The organism is Desulfosporosinus burensis (assembly GCF_054657535.1).
The window spans coordinates 91054-116102 of record NZ_BAAHYN010000015.1 but is presented as its reverse complement, the minus strand read 5'-3'; the positions used below and the strand labels follow the sequence as shown (position 1 = coordinate 116102).

The 25049-nt window shown below is 44.7% G+C and carries 25 protein-coding genes, 3 pseudogenes and 2 riboswitches; of the genes and pseudogenes, 23 read left to right on the top strand and 5 right to left on the bottom strand.

All coding sequences use genetic code 11. From position 1 onward, the window contains the following. The first annotated feature begins 40 nt into the window (after nt 1–40). The 16 genes and pseudogenes from ACYQ3Q_RS23285 (at nt 41) to ACYQ3Q_RS23210 (ending at nt 14584) form a co-directional block, all read left to right on the top strand. The gene (locus ACYQ3Q_RS23285) at nt 41–256 is read left to right on the top strand and encodes a cob(I)yrinic acid a,c-diamide adenosyltransferase (protein ID WP_459930838.1); all 216 of its coding nucleotides are present in this window, start codon (nt 41–43) and stop codon (nt 254–256) included. Nucleotides 257–452: 196 nt separating this feature from the next. Further along, complete coding sequence (locus tag ACYQ3Q_RS23280) at nt 453–1280, top strand: class I SAM-dependent methyltransferase (RefSeq protein ID WP_459930837.1); 828 nt, start codon at nt 453–455, stop codon at nt 1278–1280. A 62-nt stretch (nt 1281–1342) separates the two neighbouring features. Next, nucleotides 1343–2935, top strand: coding sequence for an ABC transporter substrate-binding protein (locus ACYQ3Q_RS23275; protein ID WP_459930836.1), 1593 nt, complete (start codon nt 1343–1345; stop codon nt 2933–2935). 3 nt (nt 2936–2938) lie between these two features. Continuing rightward, complete coding sequence (locus ACYQ3Q_RS23270) at nt 2939–3883, top strand: ABC transporter permease (RefSeq protein ID WP_459930835.1); 945 nt, start codon at nt 2939–2941, stop codon at nt 3881–3883. Next, nucleotides 3880–4707: an ABC transporter permease gene (locus tag ACYQ3Q_RS23265; RefSeq protein WP_459930834.1), complete on the top strand. Its 828-nt coding sequence runs from the start codon at nt 3880–3882 to the stop codon at nt 4705–4707. The genes ACYQ3Q_RS23270 and ACYQ3Q_RS23265 overlap by 4 nt, the downstream gene beginning before the upstream one ends. Further along, on the top strand, nt 4701–5645 hold the full coding sequence (locus ACYQ3Q_RS23260) for an ABC transporter ATP-binding protein (RefSeq protein WP_459930833.1): 945 nt from the start codon (nt 4701–4703) through the stop codon (nt 5643–5645). The genes ACYQ3Q_RS23265 and ACYQ3Q_RS23260 overlap by 7 nt, the downstream gene beginning before the upstream one ends. Further along, entirely contained in the window at nt 5638–6315 is a 678-nt protein-coding gene (locus ACYQ3Q_RS23255; RefSeq protein WP_459930832.1) for an ABC transporter ATP-binding protein, read from the top strand. Before ACYQ3Q_RS23260 ends, ACYQ3Q_RS23255 begins: the two co-directional genes overlap by 8 nt. 618 nt (nt 6316–6933) lie before the next feature. Then, nucleotides 6934–7686, top strand: a complete 753-nt coding sequence (locus ACYQ3Q_RS23250) for a class I SAM-dependent methyltransferase (protein ID WP_459930831.1) — start codon at nt 6934–6936, stop codon at nt 7684–7686. Nucleotides 7687–7706: 20 nt separating this feature from the next. Then, on the top strand, nt 7707–9260 hold the full coding sequence (locus ACYQ3Q_RS23245) for an ABC transporter substrate-binding protein (RefSeq protein WP_459930830.1): 1554 nt from the start codon (nt 7707–7709) through the stop codon (nt 9258–9260). A 6-nt stretch (nt 9261–9266) separates the two neighbouring features. Beyond that, the gene (locus ACYQ3Q_RS23240; protein WP_459930829.1) at nt 9267–10217 is read left to right on the top strand and encodes an ABC transporter permease; all 951 of its coding nucleotides are present in this window, start codon (nt 9267–9269) and stop codon (nt 10215–10217) included. Beyond that, nucleotides 10218–11093 carry a nickel transporter permease gene (nikC, locus tag ACYQ3Q_RS23235; RefSeq protein WP_459930828.1) on the top strand — a complete coding sequence of 292 codons (876 nt, stop codon included), beginning with the start codon at nt 10218–10220 and terminating at the stop codon, nt 11091–11093. It abuts the gene before it with no gap. Between the two features lie 26 nt (nt 11094–11119). Then, nucleotides 11120–12088, top strand: a complete 969-nt coding sequence (locus ACYQ3Q_RS23230; protein WP_459930827.1) for an ABC transporter ATP-binding protein — start codon at nt 11120–11122, stop codon at nt 12086–12088. Continuing rightward, entirely contained in the window at nt 12072–12851 is a 780-nt protein-coding gene (locus ACYQ3Q_RS23225; RefSeq protein ID WP_459930826.1) for an ATP-binding cassette domain-containing protein, read from the top strand. The genes ACYQ3Q_RS23230 and ACYQ3Q_RS23225 overlap by 17 nt, the downstream gene beginning before the upstream one ends. Nucleotides 12852–12993: 142 nt before the next feature. Beyond that, nucleotides 12994–13350 (top strand): hypothetical protein, encoded by a 357-nt coding sequence (locus tag ACYQ3Q_RS23220; RefSeq protein ID WP_459930825.1) that lies wholly within the window; start codon nt 12994–12996, stop codon nt 13348–13350. Continuing rightward, a pseudogene (locus tag ACYQ3Q_RS23215) lies at nt 13269–14108 on the top strand (FecCD family ABC transporter permease); the annotation flags it as partial. The gene ACYQ3Q_RS23220 and the pseudogene ACYQ3Q_RS23215, both read left to right, overlap by 82 nt. Further along, nucleotides 14105–14584: an ABC transporter ATP-binding protein gene (locus ACYQ3Q_RS23210; RefSeq protein WP_459930824.1), complete on the top strand. Its 480-nt coding sequence runs from the start codon at nt 14105–14107 to the stop codon at nt 14582–14584. The pseudogene ACYQ3Q_RS23215 and the gene ACYQ3Q_RS23210, both read left to right, overlap by 4 nt. A gap of 107 nt (nt 14585–14691) precedes the next feature. On the opposite strand, the gene ACYQ3Q_RS23205 is transcribed toward ACYQ3Q_RS23210, so the two are convergent. The 5 genes from ACYQ3Q_RS23205 to ACYQ3Q_RS23185 all read right to left on the bottom strand — a co-directional run bounded on the left by ACYQ3Q_RS23205 (nt 14692) and on the right by ACYQ3Q_RS23185 (nt 18243). After that, a complete protein-coding gene (locus ACYQ3Q_RS23205; RefSeq protein WP_459930823.1) occupies nt 14692–15837 on the bottom strand; it encodes an aminotransferase class V-fold PLP-dependent enzyme in 1146 nt (381 codons plus the stop codon). 58 nt (nt 15838–15895) lie between these two features. Continuing rightward, complete coding sequence (locus tag ACYQ3Q_RS23200) at nt 15896–16135, bottom strand: putative Se/S carrier protein (RefSeq protein WP_045575710.1); 240 nt, start codon at nt 16133–16135, stop codon at nt 15896–15898. Nucleotides 16136–16139: 4 nt separating this feature from the next. Continuing rightward, nucleotides 16140–16364 (bottom strand): sulfurtransferase TusA family protein, encoded by a 225-nt coding sequence (locus ACYQ3Q_RS23195; protein WP_348983067.1) that lies wholly within the window; start codon nt 16362–16364, stop codon nt 16140–16142. Then, nucleotides 16342–17430 carry a YedE family putative selenium transporter gene (yedE, locus tag ACYQ3Q_RS23190; RefSeq protein ID WP_459930822.1) on the bottom strand — a complete coding sequence of 363 codons (1089 nt, stop codon included), beginning with the start codon at nt 17428–17430 and terminating at the stop codon, nt 16342–16344. Before yedE ends, ACYQ3Q_RS23195 begins: the two co-directional genes overlap by 23 nt. Before the next feature lie 624 nt (nt 17431–18054). Next, nucleotides 18055–18243, bottom strand: a complete 189-nt coding sequence (locus ACYQ3Q_RS23185) for a CooT family nickel-binding protein (RefSeq protein WP_459930821.1) — start codon at nt 18241–18243, stop codon at nt 18055–18057. Between the two features lie 180 nt (nt 18244–18423). Here ACYQ3Q_RS23185 and ACYQ3Q_RS23180 point away from each other — a divergent pair. The 7 genes and pseudogenes from ACYQ3Q_RS23180 to ACYQ3Q_RS23150 all read left to right on the top strand — a co-directional run. Then, nucleotides 18424–18516: pseudogene (locus tag ACYQ3Q_RS23180) on the top strand (hypothetical protein); the annotation flags it as partial. Nucleotides 18517–18808: 292 nt separating this feature from the next. Next, a riboswitch (cobalamin riboswitch) is annotated at nt 18809–18995 on the top strand. Nucleotides 18996–19131: 136 nt separating this feature from the next. Further along, a complete protein-coding gene (locus tag ACYQ3Q_RS23175) occupies nt 19132–21219 on the top strand; it encodes a ribonucleoside triphosphate reductase (protein WP_459930820.1) in 2088 nt (695 codons plus the stop codon). Beyond that, a complete protein-coding gene (locus ACYQ3Q_RS23170; protein ID WP_459930819.1) occupies nt 21216–21902 on the top strand; it encodes an anaerobic ribonucleoside-triphosphate reductase activating protein in 687 nt (228 codons plus the stop codon). The genes ACYQ3Q_RS23175 and ACYQ3Q_RS23170 overlap by 4 nt, the downstream gene beginning before the upstream one ends. Before the next feature lie 91 nt (nt 21903–21993). Beyond that, a pseudogene (locus ACYQ3Q_RS23165) lies at nt 21994–22524 on the top strand (cob(I)yrinic acid a,c-diamide adenosyltransferase). Between the two features lie 33 nt (nt 22525–22557). Further along, nucleotides 22558–22741, top strand: a riboswitch (cobalamin riboswitch). Nucleotides 22742–23071: 330 nt separating this feature from the next. Then, nucleotides 23072–23857 (top strand): energy-coupling factor ABC transporter permease, encoded by a 786-nt coding sequence (locus ACYQ3Q_RS23160; protein ID WP_242860285.1) that lies wholly within the window; start codon nt 23072–23074, stop codon nt 23855–23857. After that, the gene (locus ACYQ3Q_RS23155; protein WP_459930818.1) at nt 23854–24159 is read left to right on the top strand and encodes an energy-coupling factor ABC transporter substrate-binding protein; all 306 of its coding nucleotides are present in this window, start codon (nt 23854–23856) and stop codon (nt 24157–24159) included. Before ACYQ3Q_RS23160 ends, ACYQ3Q_RS23155 begins: the two co-directional genes overlap by 4 nt. Before the next feature lie 152 nt (nt 24160–24311). After that, nucleotides 24312–25043: a precorrin-6A/cobalt-precorrin-6A reductase gene (locus tag ACYQ3Q_RS23150; protein ID WP_459930817.1), complete on the top strand. Its 732-nt coding sequence runs from the start codon at nt 24312–24314 to the stop codon at nt 25041–25043. The last annotated feature ends 6 nt before the right edge of the window (nt 25044–25049 follow it).

The window sequence follows — 25049 nt, the reverse complement described above, 5'->3', positions numbered from 1 at the left end:
CTATTGAGGCCGTCATGAGAGGGGAATGGGATTGATCATCATGGACGAGATTATGGCCGCTGTGAATTACGGGTTCCTGCCTCTGGAGGAAGTAGTCGAGCTTGTTAAGATTAAGCCACTAAAACTGGAACTCGTTTTGACAGGGAGGGATGCCCCATCAAAGCTGATCGAGTTAGCTGATTATGTCTCGGAAATAACTGCCCGCAAACATCCCATGGAAAAGGGCACAATGACGCGAGAGGGAATGGAGTATTAAGATTAGCTGGGGCTGAGTCAGTTTTATATATTTTTATTGTACATAAAAGGGATTAGTGATGTGAGGTTGTCTCTTTATTTTTTAATAGGAGTCATGAATGCTACATGCCAATACTCTACGAGCGATAGAGGACGTATTATTAGCCTCTTGACCAATCGGTTGAGACTCCCTGATGATTGCAAAATGGAGGAACAATATGAAAAGTGGGTTACATAATGACTATGGTGAACAGTGGAGACAGGCGATGCGACTGCCAAATGGAGGATACAGCGAGCGAGCTATCAGCGATGAGGCGGAAAAGGATTTCTGGAAACGATATTTGGCTCAAAAATCCGTCTATCAGCCGGATGAGTACTCAGTTAAGATTGCTGACGAGGTATGCGGGCTGATTCAAAATGTGGATGCTAAATCTATCCTGGAAATCGGACCGGGTTGGGGCAATTATTCGCTGCGTCTTGCAGCAATTTGCCAGCAGTATACGTGTATTGATATTTCCAAAGATGTACTAGAATATGTACAAAGGATAGCGTCGGAGAAAAATGTGCAAAACATTACAACACTTTATGGCAAATGGGAGGATTGTACACCTCCGCAATGTGACGTGGTTTTTGCTTATAACTGTTTTTATCGAATGGCCGAAATTGAGCATTGCCTTGGCAAGATTAATGAAAGTGCTGACAGGCTTTGCATCATCGGAGTGAACGAAAGTCCGGAACAGCCGTATCTCCCCGATTTTGAACAGGAACTGCGGCTTCCCGTGCGCTACACACGGATGGATTGTCGAGACTTAGAAAAAGTACTTCACGGACTTGGAATTTGTGCTGAATGCATCAGTATTTCCAATGAGCGCGAATATGCTTATGACACCTTTCATGAGATACTGAATCGTGCGGTTTCTTACATTGCTGCGCGCTATGATGAAAAGGCGGTAATGGAGATTTTGCAGCGCTATTACCACTTTGAAAATGGAAAATACCGTTGTCGTCACAAATTTCGCTCGGAGTTGCTTTACTGGTACAAATAACTGCTTTCAAAGTTTTCAGTACACATAGTGAAGACTTTAGAAATATCAAGAGGAGGATATCTATGAACTTTTTTTTCAAAACCAACTTGAAACGGGTGTTGGCACTTTGCTTGTCCGTCCTAATGGCGTTATCCATTGCAGGCTGTAGCAAATCCAACCCTACGGGCACTGCAGCCGATTCGTCCAAGTCGCCTTCAGTTGTGGACAGGGACGCTGAAATTGTCCTTGGAGGTTACCGCAACCTTGCCCCCGGTGAAAAAGATGGTTACTATTGCAGCACCATTCTCTATGTCTGGGAACCGCTCGTCAAGCAGGACGACAAGGCATCCCCTGTGCCTGGTCTTGCCAAAAGCTGGGAAATGTCCAAGGATGGTAAGGAATGGACCTTCCATCTACGCAAGGGCGTCCAGTTTCACGACGGCGAAGGGTTCAATGCGGATGCGGTCGTCGCAAACTTTGACCGTATGAAGTTGGGCGTTAAGAAGTCCTCTTTCTACCCGCTGGATATCAATTCCAACTATCCTGGGTTGAAAGAATACTCCAAGGTGGACGATTATACCTTTAAACTCACCTTTAAGAATCCTTCACCCACTCAGATCTACAATATGGTGAACTTCGGGAGTGCCATGTACAGCCCTAAATGCTTTGATAAGGAAGGGAATTTTAACGGTATTGCCCAAGGTACTGGCCCTTTTAAAATTGTTGAGAACGTGAAGGACCAATATGTTCTGCTGGAGCGTAATGATAATTACTATGGCGAAAAGGCCAAAGCAAAATCCATTCGGGTTAAAGTCATTCCTGATGCGGATACTCGCTTTTCTGCCTTAAAATCCGGTGAGATTATGGGCGTACTAGATCTAAACGCAATTCCTGCTTCGCTCGCCGTAGAGCTTAAAAACGACTCTGACTTTGCATTGACGACGAATAAATCCACGATGATTCGTTTTCTGGGAGTTAATGGAACCAAGTTCCCGTTCAATGATCTGCGTATGCGTCAGGCTGTCAGCCTTGCTCTCAACCGCCAGTCCATCGTAACTGACCTATACTGCGGGTTTGGTTCTCCTACTACCAATATCCTTAATTATAGCACTCCATTTTATAAGGGAATTCCTGTAGAGGAGAATCTGGAAAAAGCCAAAGCGCTTGCCAAAGAGGTACTGGGTGATAAACGTTGTGAAATTGTCTATATGATAAACGGCAGCGAGTCTACCCAGAAAGCAGAGGCGGAGCTGATTGCAGCTTGGCTTTCGGATATCGGGCTGGATGTTAAGATTCAACCCTTGGAGTATGCTACCATGAAAGAGGAAATGAAATCAGGCAACTACAATCTTGCCCGTCTACAGCAGGGACTCTCCAACAGCGAGCCCTTCACCATCTTCAACCGCTTTATGCTTACCAGCGGTGACCAGAATAAGAATTACAGTCTCGGTTACAAAAACCCTGAGGTTGAGAAACTGATGAAAGAGGCGGCAGTCACTCTCGATATGGAAAAGCGCAAAGAAATCTATAATCAGCTCCAGCAGATTTCCGCCGCGGAGCTTCCGGTCATTCCTCTGTTTAACGATGTGACCTTGATGGCTTACAGTAGCAAACTGACTGGTTATGAGGCGAAATCTTACGGTTTGGAACTGCCGAATGTTGCCTGGGCTGAATAGGCAATGAGCAGGTATATCTTGCAAAAAATTGCATCGCTGGTTCCAGTTCTACTGGGTATTTCTCTGATTGCCTTTACGCTGGGGGTTATTTCCCCCGGCGATCCGGCGGAAATTGCGCTGAGTCAGGGCGGCATGTCCGAGGCGAGGCCGGAACAGATTGCCGTGATGCGGGAAGAGATGGGACTTAACGATCCGCTGCCCGTACAGTATATTCGCTGGGTAAAAAACGCACTGCACGGTGACCTCGGCAACTCATACGCCACTAGCGAACCAGTGAGTGAAGAGCTTGCTCGGCGCTTGCCGGTAACCCTAAAGCTGGCAGGATATGCCATGCTGCTAACCTGTGTAGGTGGAATCCTAATAGGCATGTTGTCTGCGGCATATAAAGACAGCCCGCTTGACCATTGCATCAAAGGACTAACCAATATAATGCTTTCCATTCCGGGTTTTTGGCTTGCCATTTTGATGGTGCTTCTGTTCGCTGAGTTCCTTGGCTGGCTACCCACCAGCGGTACAGGCGGAGCTAAATATATGTTAATGCCGGCAATAGTGCTTTCCTGCGCCACTACCGCAACAGCTGCGCGCCTGACGCGTTCTGCACTTCTGGGTGAATTTGGGAAACAATATTTTCTTGCCGCTAACGCCAAAGGAATCAGTAAATATCGTGTTATTGTGCGAAACGCCCTGCCAAACGCCATTGTGCCTGTCATTACGCTGTTGGGCAATTATTTTGGTGGAATCCTGGGCGGCTCGGTTGTTGTAGAAACTATCTTTGCGCTTCCAGGCGTGGGGAGCTATGCCATCGACGCTATATACATGCGTAATTATCCAGCCCTTCAAGGTTATGTTTTACTGACTGGATTCCTTTTTGTAGCTGTCACACTGGCGGTAGATTTAATCAGCTTGGTGCTGAATCCGAAAATCAGGCTGGGAGGGAGCAGCTATTGAAGAACAAGGGAAAAGCGCAAGGCATCATTGCCGTGCTGCTTCTGTCTGTGATCATCCTTTCCAGCGTCTTAGCACCGTTGATCGCGCCCTATTCGCCGAATACCACGGAGATGTCAGTACGTCTGGAGGGACCGTCCTTAGAACATCCTCTGGGAACCGACGCGCTGGGGCGGGATATGCTAAGCCGCGTTCTGTACGGGGGTAGAATTTCTATGCTGCTTGCGCTGATGGCGACGGTTCTCTCCATGTTCCTCGGTATGATCTTGGGAATGATTGCGGGTTACTATGGAGGTGCGGCGGACTGGTGCCTCACAGCACTTACCAATATTTTTCAGGGTTTGCCCGGAACCTGCCTGATGATCGCTATTGCAGGTGTGATGGGCCCGAGCATCCAGAGTCTTCTGCTGGCTTTGATACTCACCTCGTGGGCAGGATTTTCCCGAATTGTGCGCACCGAGGTATTGCGCTTGCGAGAGGAGCCCTATATAGAGGCAATGCGCTGTCTAGGAAGTAGTAATAGGCGTTTGATCTTTCGTCATATCCTTCCTAATATGATCAATAATACTATTATTCTTTTTACAATCCGGGTGGGACGCAGTGTGTTGTCTATCGCCTCGCTGAGCTTTTTAGGTTTAGGCGTTCAACCGCCCACACCTGACTGGAGTGTTATGATTAATGATGCGCGTCTTCATTACCGCAGTTCTCCTCATCTAATTCTTGTGCCGGGGCTGTGTATTTTTTTACTACTGCTTGCTATCAATATGCTGGGCGACGTTCTGCGCGATCATTTTGACATAAAAAATGAAGAGGTGCGCGAATGCTAGAAGCCAATTCCAATGACATTGTTATTCAGGATGCCACCGTACATTTTGCGGTTTCTTCTGGTTCGGTTAAAGCAGTTGACCATGTTTTCGCTACCTTTCGCAGTGGACAAATTACCGGACTCATCGGAGAGAGCGGCTGCGGAAAATCGGTCCTCGGACTTGCAGTCCTCGGCTTGCTGCCTTCCTATGCACTGGTGGGCGGCGACATCTTTTATTGCGGGATTAACATTGCAAAAGCTTCGCTCCGACAGCTGCGTACCCTGCGTGGAAAGAAAATCGGTCTAATCCCGCAGAATCCAAGCGATTCGCTCAATCCTGTGAGGCGGATTGGCGCTCAACTTGACGAAGCACTGATGATAGTAGATAAAAACGCAAAAAGCCGCAGGCTAAAGGCGGAAAGTCTGCTGCGCAGCTTCGGCTTTGATGATCCGGGGCGTATTTTGCGTTCCTATCCGTTTGAACTGAGCGGCGGTATGCAGCAACGCGTACTGTGTGCCATCGGTACTTCTTGTTCACCACGCTGGGTACTGGCGGATGAACCGACCAAGGGCCTTGACTGGGATCTCCGCGAGCAGGTCTATGAAACGCTTGTTTCGATGAAACTGCACGGCGTGGACGGAATGATTGTCATTACCCATGACCTTGTGTTGGCTGAAAAGCTGTGCGACTGTGTGGCAGTGATGTACAGCGGAGAAATTCTGGAAATGGGGCAGGATGTTCTGAAAACTCCGCTGCATCCCTATACGCAGGCGTTTCTTGCCTCACTTCCTCAAAATGGGATGAAGCCCATGTTAGGCATGCCCCCGGCACCCGGAGAAAGCTTTAATGGTTGCAAATTTGCGCCTCGCTGTATACATCGTACTGTGCGCTGTACGGTGGAAAAGCCAAATTCTTATGAACACGGCGGCAGGATTGTGAGGTGCTTTTTGTATGCTTGAAGCCCGCGAAATTTGTAAGACTTTTCGCAGGGGTTGGGGACGCAAGTCCTTTTTGGCACTCGACAATGTCAGCTTGCAAATTGATAGGGGGGAAACCCTTGGTCTGATAGGACCTAGCGGTTGTGGCAAAAGCACTTTAGCTCGTATTCTGTTACGGTTGATTCCAAGCGATGGCGGCGGAGTGGTCTACAAGGGTGAGAATATAACGCTGCTAAAAGGTAAAGCGTTGCTTCCCTTCCGCGGCGAGGTTCAACTTATTTCCCAGCGCCCGGAATCCTTTTTTAATCCAGTCATAAAACTAAGAGACAGCGTACTCGAACCGCTTAAAATCTTTCGCCTTTATGAAAAAGTATCCGCCCACGAAAAGCTCTCCCAGGTTCTTGAGCAGGTAAAGCTGAACGATTCCCTGTTAGAACGCTATCCACATCAGGTGAGCGGCGGCGAAATCCAGCGTCTCTCCATCTGTCGCGCGCTGATGTTACAACCGCGGGTACTTGTTCTGGATGAAGCTACCTCTATGTTGGATGTTTCGGTACAGGCACAAATCTTGCACATTTTGAAAGACCTGCAAAAAACGCGGCAACTTTCCTATCTTTTCATTTCTCACGATAGAGAGGTTGTGGACTGGATGTCCGATCGGGTGGTAGAGATGAGGCAGGGAAGAATTTGAAGAATAGAGAAGTTAAATTACTCCCATAACAGGAAGGTTCTGCTTTCATGTAAACGTGTATTCATGAATAATACATTTTTAACTATTGACTAACAAGGATGAAATATGATACATATACTATTAAGGGAAGTCATGAAGGCTTTTGTCGGAATTTTACTTAAGTGTTTTTATTTTTGGGATGGACCCAAAGAAGTTGCTCTAGAAGCGCTTTTTTGGGTTTTATTTTATTTAGGGGTAATATTTTGAGTATACTAGACTCCATATTTAACTTGTAGTGCGCATGAGGATGGCAACAGCGGGTGTTGCAGTTATTGGATTAAAAGCTTTTATAATTACATAAATTGTGTGGCCATGGAGGTCTTGACCTGACAGTAGTCTGGTCAGACTTTTCATGGCCTTTTTCATTATACCTTCTCATATCTATCTTACTTTGTCACCGATGTCTCACATGGGTGCCGTGGTGACACTTTTTTATTACGGTATTCGAAATCGAGTCTATATAGGCACGATTTTAACAGAGGGGTGATATTCAAAAATATAATGACTAAAAGGATCAGTCTATCTTTTGTCAGTCAATGCTCTTGCAAGAGCCCAAATAGCTAGGGAGGAGATGAAAAGTTGAGCAGGCAGGTGAACGAAGTTAAAGAGAAAATCCGACAGAGGTGGAACGACACAGCAGAGAAGTTTGACCAATGCCCGGGGCATGGTATCCATTCCGAACGAGAAAAAAAAGCATGGCAGAACATTTTGGTCAAGGCTGTGGGGGAAAAACAAATAAAAATACTGGATGTAGGCACTGGGACGGGGTTTATTGCTCTATTGCTGGCCGAATATGGGCATAGTGTGACCGGAGTAGATGTTGCTGAGGAAATGCTCGCGCATGCTAGAGAGAAAGCGGACCGTCAAAAGCTAGATGTAAAATTCCAATATGGCGATGCTGACGAACTTCCCTTTGAGAATAATGTATTTGATGCGGTGATAAACCGTCATGTGTTTTGGACAATGTCGGACCCTGAAAAAGCTGCTGCCGAATGGGCGAGGGTACTAAAGCCCGGTGGAAAGTTGGTGATCATTGATGGCGACTGGAATCATTTCAGTCCATGGAAAATGATCTGGAAAGTAGTGGCAAATATTACCGTGCGCTTAACTGAAGGTGCAAACTCCTCAAGTAAATCCCACGGGCTACGTGATTTTGAGAAGAACCTTCCCATGCGCGGTCAAAAACGCCCAGAGGCAGACTTAAGGATTCTAAGAGCACTAGGAATGAAAGAAGCAGAAACTGTGAGTTTTAAAGACCCTCGTGCTCATGGCCTGCTGGATAATCTGAAATATGGCTACTATCAGAGATTTGTTGTAACAACTGTTAAATGAACGAGGAGGAAAGAGAAAGTATGAAAAAAAGAAGTCTATCCATTGTACTTTGTATTCTAGTGGTGTTATTGACCCTGAGTACATCCGGCTGTGGGACTAAGGCGGTTAGTTCTGGAAATCAAACATTGGTGGTTGGCGAAATGTGGAAAATTAACAACATTGATCCTGCGACTAATGGCACATTAACCATGGAAAAAGCGTTGATTACAGAATCACTGGTGGGAACAAAACCAAATTTTGAGTTGGAACCTAATCTTGCTACAGAATGGAAGAGAATTGCCCCTAATACATGGAAGTTCACTTTGCGTAAAGAAGTTAAGTTTCATGATGGCACTCCTCTGAATGCGGAAGCAGTAAAGTGGTCGCTCATGAGAGCGATCACCATAAATCCTCAGATTCTAAGTTTCACCAAGATTAAAACAGTGGAAGCTGAGAATGATACGACCGTTGTAATTACAACGACAACCCCTAACAGTGACTTACCCGCTTCACTGCATTATGCAGGCACTTCTATTATTGCTTCAAGCTCAGTCGATAAAGATGGGAAGCTGATAAAACCCATTGGTACAGGATCGTTCAAGTTGGATCAATTTGACCCATCAACTGGGGACATGAAGATGTCCAAGAATACACAATATTGGGGGACTGTTTCCAAGCTGGACAAACTTGAAATTCGTGCGTTACCCGATCCTAATACGCGGGCGCTTGCTTTGGAAAAGGGTGAAATCGATTTTACCTGTGATCCGCCCTATAATGAACTGGAGAGGCTGGGAAAGGTGAATGGGCTCAAGGTGCAGCTGGATAAAACGGCTAGGACGTATATTATCGAAATGAATCTAAATGAAGCACCTTTTAACGATGTCAATGTAAGGAAAGCTATGAGTTATGCGGTCGATAGGGAAAGTATAGTGAAAAACGTACTTTTCGGATGCGGTGCTGCTGCCAAGGGGCCCTATATGCCTGGAATGGCTTGGACAAATGAGACTCTAAAAGGGTATCCTTATGATCCTGAAAAAGCCAAACAGCTTCTTACTGAAGCAGGTTGGAAAGATTCGGATGGAGACGGTATTGTCGATAAAAACGGAAAGCCGATGAAAATTACACTTATGACTTATCCTCAAAGGCCGGGACTTCCTCCGATGGCCGAAGCGGTGCAGGCCCAGTTTAAAAAAGTTGGTATTGATCTAAAAACTGAGATTATGGATAGTACAGCGATGACTGAAATTGCCTCCAAGGGAAAATGGGATATGAAAATGAGTGCCTTCGCAACAGCGATGATTCCTTCTCCATCCTATCATCTGAATATTTTATATCATTCAAAAAATAATAAAGTTATCGGTTATAACAATGCAGAGATTGATAAATTAATTGATCAATGTATGGTTGTGGATGATCAAAAAGAAAAATATGATCTATCCAAGCGGGTGCAGCAAATTCTGGAAGATGAAGAGCCCGTACTACCGATTGCCTATTATGGTGTCGCTACAGCAATGAAGAGCAAAGTTAATAATTTTGTCTTTAATCCCACAGCTCATGATTATATGCTGACGAATGAAGTTAATATCAAGGAGTAGAATAGAATGTGGAGATTCATTCTCAAACGTTTGGCGGCAACAATCCTTGTGGTTGTTGCTGCTTCCATTCTTACCTTTGGCATATTGCATTTGACGCCGGGTTCTACACCTGTGACTATATTGAAGTATGCTTTCATTGGTCTAGAAGAGATTCCAACCGATGCGGAAATCACTGAGATCACAGCACGGTATAAGCTGAGTGATCCCTTGTATAAACAGTATTATCGCTGGATAAAACAAGCAGTTCAAGGGAATTTGGGAGATTCCTACGTTTACAGAGTTCCGGTAGCAGAGCTCATCAGGCTGAGGTTCCCGGCGACAGCGTTGCTGGCAGCCTTGAGCGTTGCGCTCTCGCTCTTGATTGCTATTCCTCTTGGAATTCTTTGTGCAGTTAAGAGGAACTCTTTTTTTGACCACCTTGGCCGAATCAGTGCTCTTTTTGCCGTGTCTATGCCCAGTTTCTGGCTGGCCTATTTGCTGATTATTATTTTTTCCCTCGGTTTTGACCTGTTCCCGGTGGCCGGATTTAGGAGTGTATCCTCCCTGGTATTGCCCTGTGTGACACTTGCGGCAGGTATGGGGGCAGTGACCATGCGGATTATGCGCTCGAGCATGTTAGACGTGATGAGTCAGGATTATATCCTGACGGCTAGGGCCAAAGGCTTGTATGAAACGGGCGTAGTTTCCAAGCATGCCTTGAAAAATGCCTTTCTACCGGTGGTCACTGTGGTGGGGCTTCAATTTGGTCACATGCTGGGAGGATCGGTGATTGTAGAAACCGTCTTTGCCTGGCCGGGGATAGGAAAGCTGTTGATAGATTCCATCTTTGCCAAAGATATTCCTATGGTTCAAGGATGTATCTTGCTGATCGCCACGACCTACGCTCTCGTGAATTTACTAGTAGATCTATCCTATGCGTTGATGGACCCGAGGATACGCTATGGGAGGGAGAGTTAAATGGATACCACTATTGCTGTAGATAAAAGTTATAAAAAGGGTGTTGTTAGATTTGTGAAGCAAGACAAACTGCTGGTTTATAGTGCTGCAGTTGTCCTCATAATCATTTTGATTGCGTTAATGGCACCGCTGATCATGCCTCATGATCCTACCGCTGTAAGCTTGACTGAGAAGGTGAAACCACCGTCCTTCCAGTACCCTTGCGGTACAGATCCCTTAGGAAGGTGTGTGTTGAGCAGAATCATTCAAGGAACAAGAACCTCTTTGGTTGCTGCGGCGATCATTGTTGCCATCAGTGGAATAGGAGGAGTGCTACTCGGGCTTATATCCGGCTATAAGGGTGGCCTTGTGGATAGCTTAATTATGCGCCTTGTAGATGTTTTACTAGCCTTTCCCAGTATTATTTTGGCCATGGCCCTGGTCGTATCCATGGGTCCGGGATTGGGGAGCGTCATAATTGCACTGACATTGGTACACTGGACGGGATATGCCAGACTAGTGAGGGCGGAGGTATTGACCTTGAAACAGTCCGAGTTTGTCGAAGCTGCCAGGGCGATGGGCAACAGTTCCGTCAGAATACTCTTTAAGTACATTTTACCGAACGTCATTGCCCCTGTGATCGTCATGGCCTCGTTGGATATTGCCCAGATCGTGTTGTCTATGGCCAGCTTGAGTTTTCTGGGTCTGGGTGCCCAACCGCCGGACGCAGAATGGGGAGCAATGATTAACCAAGGTAGAGAGTTTATCAGGACCGCGCCGCATGTTACCCTGTTTCCGGGTCTAGCGCTCATGGTTACCATTTTAGCCTTCAGTTTACTAGGGGACAGCTTGAGGGATTATTTTGACCCTCGGCTGCGGGAAGGGTACATTGAATAGGTTTAAGCATAGAAGGGAGGGTTTCCATGGTAACTATGCAGGCGTCATCACCGTTACTTTCCATCCGCGCCCTTAGTACCTATTTTCAAGTGAAAGAGACTGTCGTTAAAGCAGTTGACGATGTCTCCCTTGATATCTATCCTCAGGAAGTTCTGGCGTTGATAGGAGAAACTGGCTGCGGAAAATCTGTCCTGGCCCTTTCCATTCTTCGCCTCTTACCAAAGAATTCTCAGAGCGAAGGAAGTATCCGCTACAAAGGGTTAGAAATCCTGGAAGCAAGTGAAGAGGAATTGCGAAAACTACGAGGGCAGGAAATCGGTATGATTCCCCAAAGTCAGGCGACCTCTCTTAATCCACTGCTCAAAGTTGGTTGGCAAGTCATGGAAGTCCTACAGCTTCACAAAAAAGTTGGAAAATTGGAAGCACAAGAGAGCGTAGTAAACCTGTTTAGCCGTTTGCAGCTCCCTGATCCGGCCAAAAGGATGAACTACTATCCTCATCAACTGAGTGGTGGGATGCGGCAGAGGGTGTTGGTGTCAATGGGGGTAGCTTGTAAGCCGAATCTTATCCTAGTGGACGAGCCTACGAAAGGCCTTGATGCGGTTTTAAGGAAGGAAGTCGTGAATCTGCTGGGGGAACAAGCCGCTGAGAATAGCTCCTCAATGATGCTGATCACCCACGATTTTTCGGTTGCCGCTGTACTGGCAGATCGGATTGCCGTGATGTATGCTGGAGAAATCGTGGAAATGGGTTCATCTTCCGGTATATTGAGAAAGCCCAGGCACCCTTACACTCAATCCCTCATCGATTCTTTGCCAGGAAGAGGCTTTAAGCCTATTTCTGGTTTCAGTCCCAGCCTTTCCTTGCTTCCCCCAGGATGCAGGTTTCAACCCAGATGCCGAGTGGCCTGTCCTAAATGTGCTTCGCTTCATCCGGAAATAACAGAAACTGGAGTAAACCATTATGTGAGGTGCTTTTATGCTGATCGAAGTTAAAGACCTTGTCAAAGAGTATAGTGTCGGAATCTTTAATAAAAGCGGGGTCAAGGCCGTCGACGAGGTCAACTTCTGCGTCCAACAGGGAGAAACGCTGGGGCTTGTGGGAGAAAGCGGGTGTGGAAAATCTACGGTAGCTAGGCTCCTGCTGATGCTTATCCAGCCGACATCCGGAAGTGTGCGCTTTGAAGGCCAGGAATTAACAGGAATGTCACAAGCAGCGCTCTTGAAATTCAGAAGAGAGATGCAGATTGTGTTCCAGCAGCCTCAGCAATCCTTACATCCTCGTATGAAAATAGCGGAATCTCTGGCAGAACCGCTGCAACTGTATAAGCTAGTAAAAAGCAAGGCAGAGGAAAAGGTAAGGGTAAGGCAATTGCTGGACGAGGTGGGTCTTTCAGAGGAACACTTGGAGCGTTACCCACACGAACTCAGCGGAGGACAGGCTCAGCGTGTCGCTATAGCCAGAGTGCTGACCCTTAAGCCTAAATTTATTGTCGCAGATGAACCCACTTCCATGCTGGATGTTTCCGTGCAGGCCCAGATCTTGAGCTTGATAAAAAAACTCCAGCAGGAGCATACAATAGGCATGCTTTTTATCTCCCATGATTTAGAGGTAGTTCAAGCGGTAAGCGACCGAGTTGCGGTGATGTATCAGGGAAAGCTGGTAGAAACAGGGAGCAAGCAACAGATTTTCATGGAACCACGGCATTCGTATACAAAATACCTTACCAGTACTATCTTAGGTATGCCAACAAAATAATAAGAGATGCTTAAAACTGATTGGAGCATATGGGGGAGTATTTCCGGAACTAATGATTTTGGTCTCCTAATGAGCCTGAAAAAATGTTAGGGCAACCCCAGCTGAGTCGGAGAAATTTTACTAGGTGCATGGAGAGATTTCCATGCACCTAGTAAAAGCTCCGCCAGAAGAGCATTTTGTCTGGCGAGAAATCACATATGACCTGCCCCATGGCCCTAAACTTAATCCATCGGTGCAATGTGCATTCTGCGGGGAGGGTGTAATGGAACAGCGTGCAAGTGTTCGTGATGGGCGCATCGCCTGTCCGGAGTGTGTGGAACAATACGACAAAGAGAAACTCATCAGCTGGGATCCGGATATCTTGTTCCTTGATGAAGGCGGGTATGCGTTAGTTACGGAGGACTATAAGAAAAACCCGGCAATGTACCGGGGCATTCTCAGATCATCATTTGGTCAATCCGCTTGCCCAGGGTGTTGGCAGCGATGGTCGCTGGGATAGGTTTGGCGGTGGCGGGTGCGGTCATGCAAAATATCCTTCGAAATCCCTTAGCATCTCCGAGTACCCTCGGTATTGCTCAAGGCGCAGCCTTTGGGGCGGCGTTAGCCATCATCGGCTGGGGAGCAGGTAGTACTCCAAGTACAGGCGGAGGAGCGTTGCTGATTAATAACCCATATATTGTCACTATTACAGCCTTCGTAGCGGCAATGCTTACGACCATGATCATTCTCTTTCTGGCTCAATATAAGGGGGTGTCACCGGAGTCTATGGTGTTAGCTGGGGTCGCTTTAGGATCTCTCTTTTCGGCAGCTACTATGCTTTTGCAGTATTTCACCAATGATGTTAATGTAGCTGCCGTCGTCTTTTGGACGTTCGGCGACATTGGGCGGGCATCTTGGAGTTACAATGCCCTGGACAGTGGGGCTGAAACGGCCAAGGGCCTAGGTGTCAACGTGGAAAGAACAAGACAGTGGGGGATGTTTTTTGCCTCTTTGATTACAGCCACCGTCGTTTCCTTCTTGGGAATCATCGCCTTCATTGGTCTAGTGGCTCCACACCTCGTGAAGCGCTTGATTGGTGGGGACAATCGCTTCCTTATTCCAGCTTCTGGGGTGATGGGTGCCTTGCTCCTTCTGGCTGCGGATACCCTGTCTAGGCGGATTATTGCGCCCGTGGTTTTGCCTGTTGGGGCAGTCACTTCCTTTCTCGGGGCCCCACTATTTCTCTATCTTCTGGTGAGGGGGTCTAAGTTACGATGATCTTATCAGTGAATGGGATCGAATTTAGATATGGTAGCCGAACAATATTAGAGAATGTAGGCTTTACTGTACTGAGGGGGGAATTCCTATCAATCCTCGGGAACAATGGCGCTGGAAAATCGACGCTGCTCAAGACCTTGAACAAGATTTTATTACCGAAAAAGGGAAGTATCTTATTGGAGGGGCAGGAAGTGTCTAAGCTTAGTCGCTTGGCAATAGCCCTTAAAATGGCGTATGTCGCGCAAAACTACGAGAGCAACCGTCAGACCGTCTTTGACGCTGTGCTCTTGGGTCGCAAACCCTACATCAAGTGGGAGGCGACAGCGTCGGATTTGGCGTTGGTGCAAGGAATATTAACAAAAACAGGTCTGGGGGAATTTGCTCTTCGCTACTTAGATGAACTGAGCGGAGGGGAACTGCAGAAAGTCGTCATTGCTAGGGCCTTGGCCCAGGAACCCGAGGTTCTGTTAAGATAGTAATTCAACCGGATTATTCAACTAAACCGAGTTCAGCATCTCTGGAAATAAAAAAAATAATCTGCATCAGGGCTCTTGCCTGGGGCAGATTATTTGTCGATAAAATACTAAAAGTTCTTTCTTAATGAATTAATCACACAGTCCACATCCTGAATTGAATTAAAATGACTGAAACTAAAGCGTATCGTTCCATGCGGAAACGTACCAAGCGTGTGATGGGCTGCTGGAGCACAATGAAGGCCGCAACGGGTCATGATCCCAAAGTCCTTAAATAATTGATAGCTAACTTCTGCATTATCGTGATTCAAAAAGTTAAGAGAAGCAATCCCTGTTCGGTCTTGTTTTTGGTCGGGGCCAATGAGCTGAATACCAGGAATAGTTTGCACATTTTGTATAAACCTGTGAACAAGATTAAGCTCTTTTTCTCTAATAGTAGTAATGCCTTCCGCGCTTAAGTATTTAAGTGAGGCATTAAGCCCGTAAATACCTGGCAAGTTTAATGTGCCCGCTTCAAAATGATCGGGCATATAATTTGGTTGAAGAACACTCTCTGATGCGCTCCCTGTTCCCCCTTCGATCAAGGGTTCAACCAGAGAGGCTAATTTATCGTTAAGGTAAAAGCCGCCTATTCCTTGGGGTCCTAAGAGACCTTTATGGCCTGTAAAAGCTAACGCATCGGCCTTTAGTCTAATAAAGTCTATGGTTAAGAAACCAGCTGTCTGTGCGCAATCAATGATAAAAAACAGATTATGCTCCTGGCATAGTTTGCCGACTTCTTCTAAAGGTAATATCGTTCCACTGACATTGGAAGCATGCGTCATAATAACCGCTTTTGTATTAGACCTAATATGGAGGCATAAGTCACTGGTGCGAAGTTCCCCTTTGGTATTACAGAGAACCGTTGATAGTTCAACCCCTTTTTCAGCCAATGAAGCTAGGGGACGCATAACTGCGTTATGTTCCATGGAAGAAACAATCACATGATCTCCCGGTTTCAATAACCCTTTGAGGATAACATTAAGACTTTCTGTAATATTTTTAGTAAAAATCACGTTTTCTGGTTTAGGAAAATTAAACAGGCTACACAGAAGTTCCCGTGTTTCATAGACAATGTTGGCAGCTTCAAATGATGCCGTGTAAAGCCCTCGGTTAATATTACAGCCACTATTGGTTAGAAATCCAGCTACGGCATCAGCCACACCAGGAGCCTTAGGGAAAGAAGTGGCTGCATTATCTAAGTATAATCCGTCCATGACACCATTCCTTTTATAAGAGCTTCGTCGCTTAACGAAGCTCTTACAATTATTGAGTTCACTCCTCAGCACGATAAACTAATTTGTACTGATTCCCTTCAACAGCATAAATCTTCTCGATTTCGTCAGAAATAATCGCGGAAAGATCGCTGGTAAAGTGAAATTTTACACCCATACCACAACTGGAAGTCAACTTGCGGGGTAAAGGGATTAATTCTCCTATATAGTTGGATTTTTTTATAAATTTTGCAAATTTTATAGCAGAAGAATTTGTGTAGAATAACACAATATAGTTCATAATACTATTTCTTCGCGGATATTTCAAAGGTATTAGTGTCGCCATCGAGTTCGACAGTATTAATAGTGTAGCCTGTTAAGTTCAAGTATCTTTCCACATTTAGTTTTGCTGTTTTGCTGTCAACTAGAACAGTTACTTCAGTCGAACATACTTCCAGCGCCTTCTTGGTCATAAGTACTGGTTGGGGACAGGACATTCCTCTTGTATCAATTTGCGCCAATCTTAACACCTCCTTGTACAGTTGCTTTCACATCTTTTTCTAGGTTGAAATAAGCAATTATAAGTAAGAGAGCAAAACCAATGAGTACCGCGATTTTTCCGTTAGGGGAAGGACCTTGAGCACTTGCGGCAAGGGAAAAGTTATGAGCAAAGGCAGCTCCAGCAGACATCCCTAAAACAGTTATGACAGAATCAACATTTCCTTCAGCGGCTAGAATAAGTTGTCTTAAGGGGCACCCTCCCAGAAGCACAGAACCCCATCCTGCGAGTGCCATGCCTAGAAAATTCCATAACCCATCAACATGTGCAACGGATTGGCCAGTAAAACCGAGTTTATAAAAACCAAAGTATAAATTTCCCAAGCTTGCAAAAACAATGATTGAGATAAATCCTAAAATTAAATAAGTATCTTTAAAAAGAATAGCATCTCGAATACCACCTACCATGCATAACCTTGTTCGTTGTACTAAGACCCCGACGATCAATCCTGCAGCAAGAGCAATCCACACTGGCGCATGCCCAGCTCCTGGACCTTTGGTACTAAAGAAGATAAAGGCAGGTGCTACAAGGAGAAGGACAAAAAGCCCGACATTAATCATTGGAAAAAGGTAACCTTCTAGTTTGGACAGTTTATAAGTTCTCTTAAGACTAAACCCACTTTTTAAGAAAACAATGCCAACGATAATCCCAGCTGCAAAACCAGCTAGGCCAAACAGGACATTAAGGTCACCGCCCCCAAGCCTTAAGACCATGCGGAGGGGACAACCTAAAAACATTAAAGCACCAATCATAACTACAAAACCAAGAATAAATCGAATGAAAGGGGATGAGCCTCCTCGAACATCAAACTCTTTTTTAGCAAATGTCATCAGAAAGGCTCCCAGGACAATCCCGATAATTTCCGGACGTATGTACTGAACAACGTCTGCGCGATGTAATCCCAAGGCTCCCGTTGTGTCCCGAATAAAGCACGCGATACAAATTCCCATGTTCACAGGATTACCAAAGCGAACTAGGATGACAGCAAGAATCCCAATGACTGCTCCCGTAAAAATAATGCCTTTTTTACTATCCATTTTACTTCCTCCTTTTTATAGAATCAGAGTTCGGAATATTAAAAGTTTAAATCTGTTTTATCCCTCCTTCTTATCATAACGCTATAGTAATACAGTGATATAATATTATTATAATGTTAATAATGCAACAACTATTCCAATTTATTTAAAATTTGAATATTAAGAAGCCCCAGGCTTTTCGCAGCATTGGTTTTCAGAAGATAGAAAGTAATACTCCTTGAAGGAAAATATTGTGCTGCTTTCAAGGAATAAAGTTAGCATCCTTTCCTCATACTACGATTAATGTAGAAAGGGTTGGCGAAATTTTATGAGTTGTTCAAGTATAAAACATCGCTATGAACAAATGAAGGGCCAGGGGGGTATTCACTTCATAGATGCTTTGACTCTTTATAGTGACCTCAAGGGGTCACTGGATGCCCATAATTTAGAAATAAAAGAGTTGCAAAAAAGTAATGATCAAACTAGCATTTAGCATTTACAAAACCATATTACAGAGGGGAACCAATTGTTATCAGAGTTCGAGACCATGACTCTGCACTAAACAATAGTAAACTGAAAAAGCAGTACATAACTATATAATACGAACCAACACCCTAGGCTACAAAAAGTTGCCTAGGGTGTTGGTTAAATCTTTTCTAAGATAATACGGTGGTTGAGAAGGGTCATGTCTTTTATTCTGGCTTTAATAAACATTTGTTTTCCAAAGATATCTACGAGTTTAAGACCATCTTCAAAGGGCTCGATGGTATCAACGGACTTCATGAGCATCACTTCGTTTTCTCCATCTTTGAGAAAAGCATTCGATTCACACATCACAGTTCGCTCCTTCTTTTATGAATTATAAAAGCCTATACCAGAACAAGTTCATAAGCAGTTGCCTAGGACAGGATCATTTTCTGTTAGGGTCAGACCCAATGATATCTTGACGGTCAGATCAGAATATCTTTAGGTCTGAAGTTGTTAGTATTCCGTAAGGATCCAAACTTTCCTTATGGATTATGAGTTGACATTTTCGCACGTAAGATGCAGGAAGATTTTGAAGGCGTTTTGGAACGTCGAATTCATTACTTTACAAACTATGGGAAGACAGCTGGCATGGGCTCATATGCCAATAATCACCTCCTTTGAAAAATGAAAAAGACCATGGAAATAATGACCAGACTTAATGCCAGGTCAAGACCTCCATGGTCTCTTTTTTCATAATGAATAGTTGCCTATGTTAATAGTATTCTACATAAAAGTGTTAATCCCTTCTGCGTTTTTTATTTTTTTATGAGTTTTTAATAGTTATCCCCATGGAAAACGTGTTTGCTCCTAAAGTCGTTATTAAACTTCATGGTTGACACATTAGGTTAATATACGATAACATGATAACAATTGAATATTGGAAAATAAAGGTGCAAGTACTAAGAGTACAGCTTAAAAGGGAAGCAGGTTAAAGGCCTGCACGGTCCCGCCACTGTAATGGGGAGATGTTTCATACTATTGGCCACTGGTACATACCGGGAAGGCGTGAAGCATTAATGAACCTAAGTCAGAAGACCTGCCTTTGTTAATGAACCAATGACTCTACGAGCGATAGGGGGGTTCCATAAGTAACTGTTGTATTCAGGGAAATACATAGCCTCTTGGCGCTCATCGTCAAGGGGCTTTTCTAATTGGAAAATTAGTAATTTGAAAAAATTGGAGGTTATTCAACCGATGTTAACAGGAATTATTAAACGTAATGGGAGAATTGAGGCTTTTAAGCAAGAGAAAATCATGAATGCAATTTTTAAAGCCGCTACAGCTTGTGGAGGATCGGACTATGAGCGTGCTGAGGAAATAGGCAGACAGGTTGTCGATGTCTTAAATAGAGATTATTGGGACAAGCAACCGGATGTAGAATCGATCCAAGATCTCGTCGAAAAAGTCCTCATAGAAAACGGACATGCCAAAACAGCCAAAGCATTCATACTTTATCGTCAGAAAAGGAAAAGCACCCGTGAGATGGATGCTCTTATTGGAGCGACCATTGGAATGTTTTCCGACTACTTAGGAGATAAGGACTGGCAAATTAGTGAGAATGCGAACACACAAAAAAGTGTTAATGGTTTAAACAATTACATACGAGAAGTCTTTACCAAAAAGTATTGGCTTTATGAAATCTATCCTCAGGAAGTTCGAGAGGCGCATGAAAGCGGAGACTGCCACATCCATGACCTGGGCTTTTTTGGACCCTATTGTGCAGGATGGGATTTGAGACAGCTCCTTCTTGACGGATTCGGAGGAGTACCTGGCAAGGTAGAAAGCGGCCCAGCCAAACATTTACGGTCTTTCCTTGGGCAAATCGTCAATTCTACCTTTACGACACAAGGAGAAACTGCCGGAGCACAGGCTTGGTCAAGTTTTGACACCTATTGTGCGCCGTTTATACGGAATGATCAATTGACCTTTACCCAAGTCAAACAGTGCTTGCAAGAATTTGTTTTTAACATCAATGTTCCCACGAGGGTCGGATTTCAGTGCCCCTTCTCCAACCTTACCTTTGATATAAAGGTACCTGCTACCTTGAGAGATGAGCAGGTCATGATTGGCGGAACCTATACTAAGGATAAATATGGAGATTTTCAGGACGAGCTGGATATGTTCAACTTAGCGTTCTGTGAAGTGATGCTGGAAGGAGATTCCAAGGGAAGAGTGTTTACGTTCCCAATTCCAACCCTTAACATTACCAAAGACTTTGATTGGGAGAGTCCTGTAGCGGATGCCTTTATGAGAATTACTTGTAAGTATGGAATTCCTTATTTCGCTAATTATGTCAACTCAGAGCTGTCTCCCGAAGATGCCGTATCCATGTGCTGCCGGTTAAGGCTTGATACCGGTGAACTTAGAAAAAGAGGTGGGGGTTTGTTCGGAAGCAATCCTCTCACAGGATCAATCGGTGTATTTACAATTAACCTGCCCAGATTAGCGTATCTATCCAAGACAAAACAGGAATTTATGGAACGTCTGAAACAAATGGCGGAAATCGGGCGCACGGCCTTGGAAATCAAGCGGAAAATTATTGAGCAGCAGTCAGAAAGGGGACTGTATCCCTATTCATGCTATTATTTGAGACATTCAAAGGAGCGGACTGGGCATTATTGGCACAATCATTTCAGTACGATCGGTATCGTCGGCATGAATGAGGCGTTACTGAATTTCATGGGAAAAGGAATTGAAACTGAAGAAGGGCGGGAGTTTTCGGTTAGTGTCATGAACTATTTGAGAGAGCTGCTGGTTAAATTTCAACATGAGACCGGAAACGTCTACAATTTAGAGGCGACGCCAGCAGAGGGAACATCATACCGTCTGGCTATGTTGGATACTAAAAGGTATGACTCAATTATTACTGCTGGTGATAAAGTCCCTTATTATTCAAACTCAACCCAACTTCCGGTAGGCTATACGGATGATATTTTTGAGGTTTTGGAGCTACAGGACGAATTGCAGTCTCTTTACACAGGGGGAACGGTTCAGCACCTTTATCTTGGAGAAGCGGTTGAGGATATTAAGGTTTGTAAGCAACTTATTCAAAAGATATTTACCAAACACAAAATCCCCTACATCTCCATCACCCCAACCTTCAGTATCTGCAAATCTCACGGATACATCAGCGGAGAACATTTCACTTGCCCTGAATGTGGTGCCGAAGCCGAAGTATGGTCCAGAGTGACAGGTTATCTTAGACCGGTCAAGAACTATAATCTTGGAAAGAAAGAAGAGTACGACCAGAGGAAAAAATTCGTAATGCCAGAGGTGGTATGATGAATATTGCCGGATTCGTGAAGACCTCCTTTGTGGATTATCCGGGTAAGATAGCGTCTGTGGTTTTTACTCAGGGCTGTAATTTAAGATGTGGTTATTGTCACAATTTCAGTCTTATAGATGAAAATGACACCTCAAACGGTATTCTGCCTGAAGAAATTTTTGAATGGCTTTCAAAAAGAAAAGGAATGATCGATGCAGTGGTTATAAGCGGCGGAGAGCCGACGTTGCAAAAGTATCTTCACGTTTTTATCGAAGAATTGAAAGCAATGAGTTTACTCGTAAAGCTTGACACAAACGGAACAAATTCAGGTATCTTGAGAGCGTTGATTGATGACCATCTGCTGGATTTTATCGCTATGGACTTAAAGGCTCCGCTCAACAAATATGAAAGAATTACAGGGACAAGCCAGTTGGAGTTATCGTCAATTCGAGAAAGTGTGGAAGTTATTAAAAATAGCGGACTTGTTCATGAGTTCAGGACAACACTTTGCCCTGAACTCGAAGCAGATGATATACCAAGCATTATGTTAGATTTCGAAATTGCTTCAAATTACGTGGTGCAGAGCTGCAGAAGCACGGATTTTAAAATAATATCCAGGAACAAGCCGGATTTGAAGAGATTGACTTGGTGGTCTGAAAAGAATTTGTCCTTCTCTTTTCGAGGATTTGAAGTCGGCTAAGTAATGATGTACTGGGTGATGTAGTGCCTTTGTCCTAACCGCCTCGGCGAGTGCCGTGAGGCAATAATTTTAAGCGGGAGGAGAAATAAGCATGCAACTAGGGCTTATCCATATTTATACTGGTGCAGGGAAAGGGAAGACGACAGCAGCAGTCGGATTGGGGATCAGGGCGTATGGACAGGGACTTAAGGTCCTCATGGTTCAATTTTTAAAAGGATGGACTACGGGAGAAATGAAGGTCATCGCCAGCTTAGGACCGTGCTTTCAACTCCTTTAATACAAAGAGAATGACAAATTCACTTGGGGAATGACAGATGAAGAAATGGGAGGAATAAAAGGAGAAATGCGAATTGGTCTGAACTATACTATTGAGGCCGTCATGAGCGGAGAATGGGATTTGATCATCATGGACGAGATTATGGCCGCTGTGAATGGCGGGTTTCTGCCTCTAGAGGAAGTAGTCGAGCTTGTTAAGACCAAGCCACTAAAATTGGAACTCGTTCTGACAGGGCGGGATGCCCCATCAAAGCTGATCGAGTTAGCTGATTATGTCTCGGAAATAACTGCCTGCAAACATCCCATGAAAAAGGGCATCATGGCGCGAGAGGGAATAGAGTATTGACCATGGATTGCTTTTGTGATACATTTAATTAACAAATTTAATAGATGAGCAAGCGATTTTTCTTAGCCGAGAAATCATAACAGGGAAGCCGGTTTAAATCCGGCGCGGTCCCGCCACTGTAAAGGGGAGTTTGTGCCACATCCACTGAGGAAACTTGGGAAGGAGGCACTAAACGAGGAACCTGAGCCAGGAGACCTGATTGCTCATATGCTTTACTCACGATGGATGGGTGGAGGGACTTGGTTAGTTAGGTCCTTCATATTTTGGAGGGCTTTTATATATTGTTAAGTGTACATAATAGGTTTCTCGAGGGAAACCGACCTGCAGGGTAAACGTCTTGTTCAAGCGGGATCTGCTTTCAAAAATGCGAATGCGACTTGAAAGTGGAGGAGAACGCGCCGTCCGAGACAACCGATACATTGCTGTCTTTATGATGAGTGATGTGAGGTTGTCTCTTTATTTTTTATAGGAGTGGAGGGAAAATGTAAGAGCGGAGTTTCAGTGAAGGCTAGGTTTGACAATAGATTGAAAGGGGTCGATGATTATTATGAATCAACGTATGATTAAGCGGATCAGTTTATTAATAGCCTACGTTTTGGCTATCTACATCGTCTTTCCCGATAATGCCTATGGTATGCATATTATGGAAGGTTTCTTGCCTTTCAACTGGGCTGCCTTTTGGTGGATCGCTATGATTCCTTTTGTTATTGCGGGGGTACGTTCCATTAAAAAAACGGTGACACTCTACCCTAATTTAAAGATGCTGCTCGGTATGGCAGGAGCCTTTGCTTTTGTTTTGTCTGCTCTGAAAATTCCGTCAGTAACTGGTAGTTGCTCTCACCCGACAGGCGTGGGTTTAGGTACCATTCTGTTTGGACCTGCGGCGATGACCGTTTTAGGAATGATTGTCTTGATATTCCAAGCACTTTTACTGGCTCATGGAGGAATAACGACCTTAGGCGCAAACACGTTTTCTATGGGGATCGTTGGCCCTTTTGTCTCTTACGGTATCTACAGAGGCTTAAAAAAGCTGGGCGCTCCCCAATGGCTCTCGATTTTCATGGCGGCAACGTTAGGGGATCTAATGACCTACGTTACAACCTCCATTCAGTTGGGGCTAGCTTTTCCCGCGGCATCAGGCGGAGTAATGGCTTCTGTACTCAAATTCATGAGCATTTTTGCGTTCACTCAGATTCCTTTAGCCATTAGTGAAGGTCTACTTACGGTAATGGTATTTAATATCCTCACTGCTTATAGTCAAAAAGAGTTGCAGGTTTTAACTGCCTTTACAGGCAAAGCGTTATCCTCCATTAAGCGGGGGGTGAAAGCATGAAACTCTTTACTAAAAACATTATAATCCTAGTATTTGTTGCTATATTGGCCTTTTTCCCACTTTATATAGCGCGTGATGCCGAATTCGCTGGTGCTGATGCTCAGGCATCCGATGCGATAAGTGAGTTCAACGCCGATTACACACCTTGGTTTGAGTCCTTTTGGGAACCTCCGAGCGGAGAAGTTGAATCGTTTTTGTTTGCCTTGCAGGCTGCGCTTGGAAGCGGATTCGTCTTTTATTACTTAGGTTATTCGAAGGGTAGACACAAAGCTGATCATCAATCTCTCCAGTCAAGAGATTGATCAGATGAACGCCAACGTAGTGATACCAATATCAATTTCAAACCCATAGGGCGGGTGGCCATTTCCGGCTTCCCCGCCCGAGTTTTATCCCATACACATTAGGATTTATAGAATTACACTTGTTTTTATAACGGCTTTGGAGGCTAACAAAAATGATCATGTTATTGGGAGAAACGGCGGCAGCGCGTGAAATCAGTGAGTGTCTTCAACATAGGGGGATTGAGTTTAAACGAATACTTACTTGGAAGGGCAAGGTATTTTTGCAGACTCCTTCCTTAATTCTTGATGCCAGCCATCCTTCCAGCAGTGTAAAGTTGGCCTCTTTACGCCAATGGTCTGAGCAACAGGGCATTCCTTATCTTAGGTTAGAAAGACCAGAGACTGTCATTCCAGACAGCTTATTAATATATCCAGTTTGTACGTGGGAGGAAGCTCTGCTTCAGTTAGAATTGCGAGCCGGTGCAATTCATGAAGCAAAAAAACGAATAGTAACGATTTTCGTGACGACGGGCAGCCACCAACTGGAAAGCATTGTGCAAAGCACCTTTGCTCGCTCTGCTCGTTTAGTTGTTAGGGTACTTCCAGAAGGGCGCTTAGTCCAAAAATGCCAAATGATGGGCATTTCGCCTAGGGATATCGTAGCTATGCAAGGGCAATTTTCTAAAGAGATCAACAAGGCGCTATTTAAATTCTATGGAGCAGATATTTTATTAACCAGAGATAGTGGGTCTGCCGGTGGGACAGATACGAAGATCTCAGCAGCCTTAGAATTGGGGATAGAGACAGTCCTCGTGAAAAGAACCAAGACGAATAATGGTTTAATTGTAAATAATGTCCAGGAATTACTGGATTGGGTGGATACGAATAGTACAAAATGTAGATGACATTAA

Bases quoted from the DNA above. Each gene is read 5' to 3' on its own strand.
- ACYQ3Q_RS23285 (WP_459930838.1), top strand. From the start codon at position 41: ATGGACGAGATTATGGCCGCTGTGAATTACGGGTTCCTGCCTCTGGAG.
- ACYQ3Q_RS23280 (WP_459930837.1), top strand. From the start codon at position 453: ATGAAAAGTGGGTTACATAATGACTATGGTGAACAGTGGAGACAGGCG.
- ACYQ3Q_RS23275 (WP_459930836.1), top strand. From the start codon at position 1,343: ATGAACTTTTTTTTCAAAACCAACTTGAAACGGGTGTTGGCACTTTGC.
- ACYQ3Q_RS23270 (WP_459930835.1), top strand. From the start codon at position 2,939: ATGAGCAGGTATATCTTGCAAAAAATTGCATCGCTGGTTCCAGTTCTA.
- ACYQ3Q_RS23260 (WP_459930833.1), top strand. From the start codon at position 4,701: ATGCTAGAAGCCAATTCCAATGACATTGTTATTCAGGATGCCACCGTA.
- ACYQ3Q_RS23255 (WP_459930832.1), top strand. From the start codon at position 5,638: ATGCTTGAAGCCCGCGAAATTTGTAAGACTTTTCGCAGGGGTTGGGGA.
- ACYQ3Q_RS23245 (WP_459930830.1), top strand. From the start codon at position 7,707: ATGAAAAAAAGAAGTCTATCCATTGTACTTTGTATTCTAGTGGTGTTA.
- ACYQ3Q_RS23240 (WP_459930829.1), top strand. From the start codon at position 9,267: ATGTGGAGATTCATTCTCAAACGTTTGGCGGCAACAATCCTTGTGGTT.
- nikC (WP_459930828.1), top strand. From the start codon at position 10,218: ATGGATACCACTATTGCTGTAGATAAAAGTTATAAAAAGGGTGTTGTT.
- ACYQ3Q_RS23230 (WP_459930827.1), top strand. From the start codon at position 11,120: ATGGTAACTATGCAGGCGTCATCACCGTTACTTTCCATCCGCGCCCTT.
- ACYQ3Q_RS23225 (WP_459930826.1), top strand. From the start codon at position 12,072: ATGCTGATCGAAGTTAAAGACCTTGTCAAAGAGTATAGTGTCGGAATC.
- ACYQ3Q_RS23220 (WP_459930825.1), top strand. From the start codon at position 12,994: ATGCACCTAGTAAAAGCTCCGCCAGAAGAGCATTTTGTCTGGCGAGAA.
- ACYQ3Q_RS23210 (WP_459930824.1), top strand. From the start codon at position 14,105: ATGATCTTATCAGTGAATGGGATCGAATTTAGATATGGTAGCCGAACA.
- ACYQ3Q_RS23205 (WP_459930823.1), bottom strand. From the start codon at position 15,837: ATGGACGGATTATACTTAGATAATGCAGCCACTTCTTTCCCTAAGGCT.
- ACYQ3Q_RS23200 (WP_045575710.1), bottom strand. From the start codon at position 16,135: ATGAACTATATTGTGTTATTCTACACAAATTCTTCTGCTATAAAATTT.
- yedE (WP_459930822.1), bottom strand. From the start codon at position 17,430: ATGGATAGTAAAAAAGGCATTATTTTTACGGGAGCAGTCATTGGGATT.
- ACYQ3Q_RS23185 (WP_459930821.1), bottom strand. From the start codon at position 18,243: ATGTGTGAATCGAATGCTTTTCTCAAAGATGGAGAAAACGAAGTGATG.
- ACYQ3Q_RS23175 (WP_459930820.1), top strand. From the start codon at position 19,132: ATGTTAACAGGAATTATTAAACGTAATGGGAGAATTGAGGCTTTTAAG.
- ACYQ3Q_RS23170 (WP_459930819.1), top strand. From the start codon at position 21,216: ATGATGAATATTGCCGGATTCGTGAAGACCTCCTTTGTGGATTATCCG.
- ACYQ3Q_RS23160 (WP_242860285.1), top strand. From the start codon at position 23,072: ATGAATCAACGTATGATTAAGCGGATCAGTTTATTAATAGCCTACGTT.
- ACYQ3Q_RS23155 (WP_459930818.1), top strand. From the start codon at position 23,854: ATGAAACTCTTTACTAAAAACATTATAATCCTAGTATTTGTTGCTATA.
- ACYQ3Q_RS23150 (WP_459930817.1), top strand. From the start codon at position 24,312: ATGATCATGTTATTGGGAGAAACGGCGGCAGCGCGTGAAATCAGTGAG.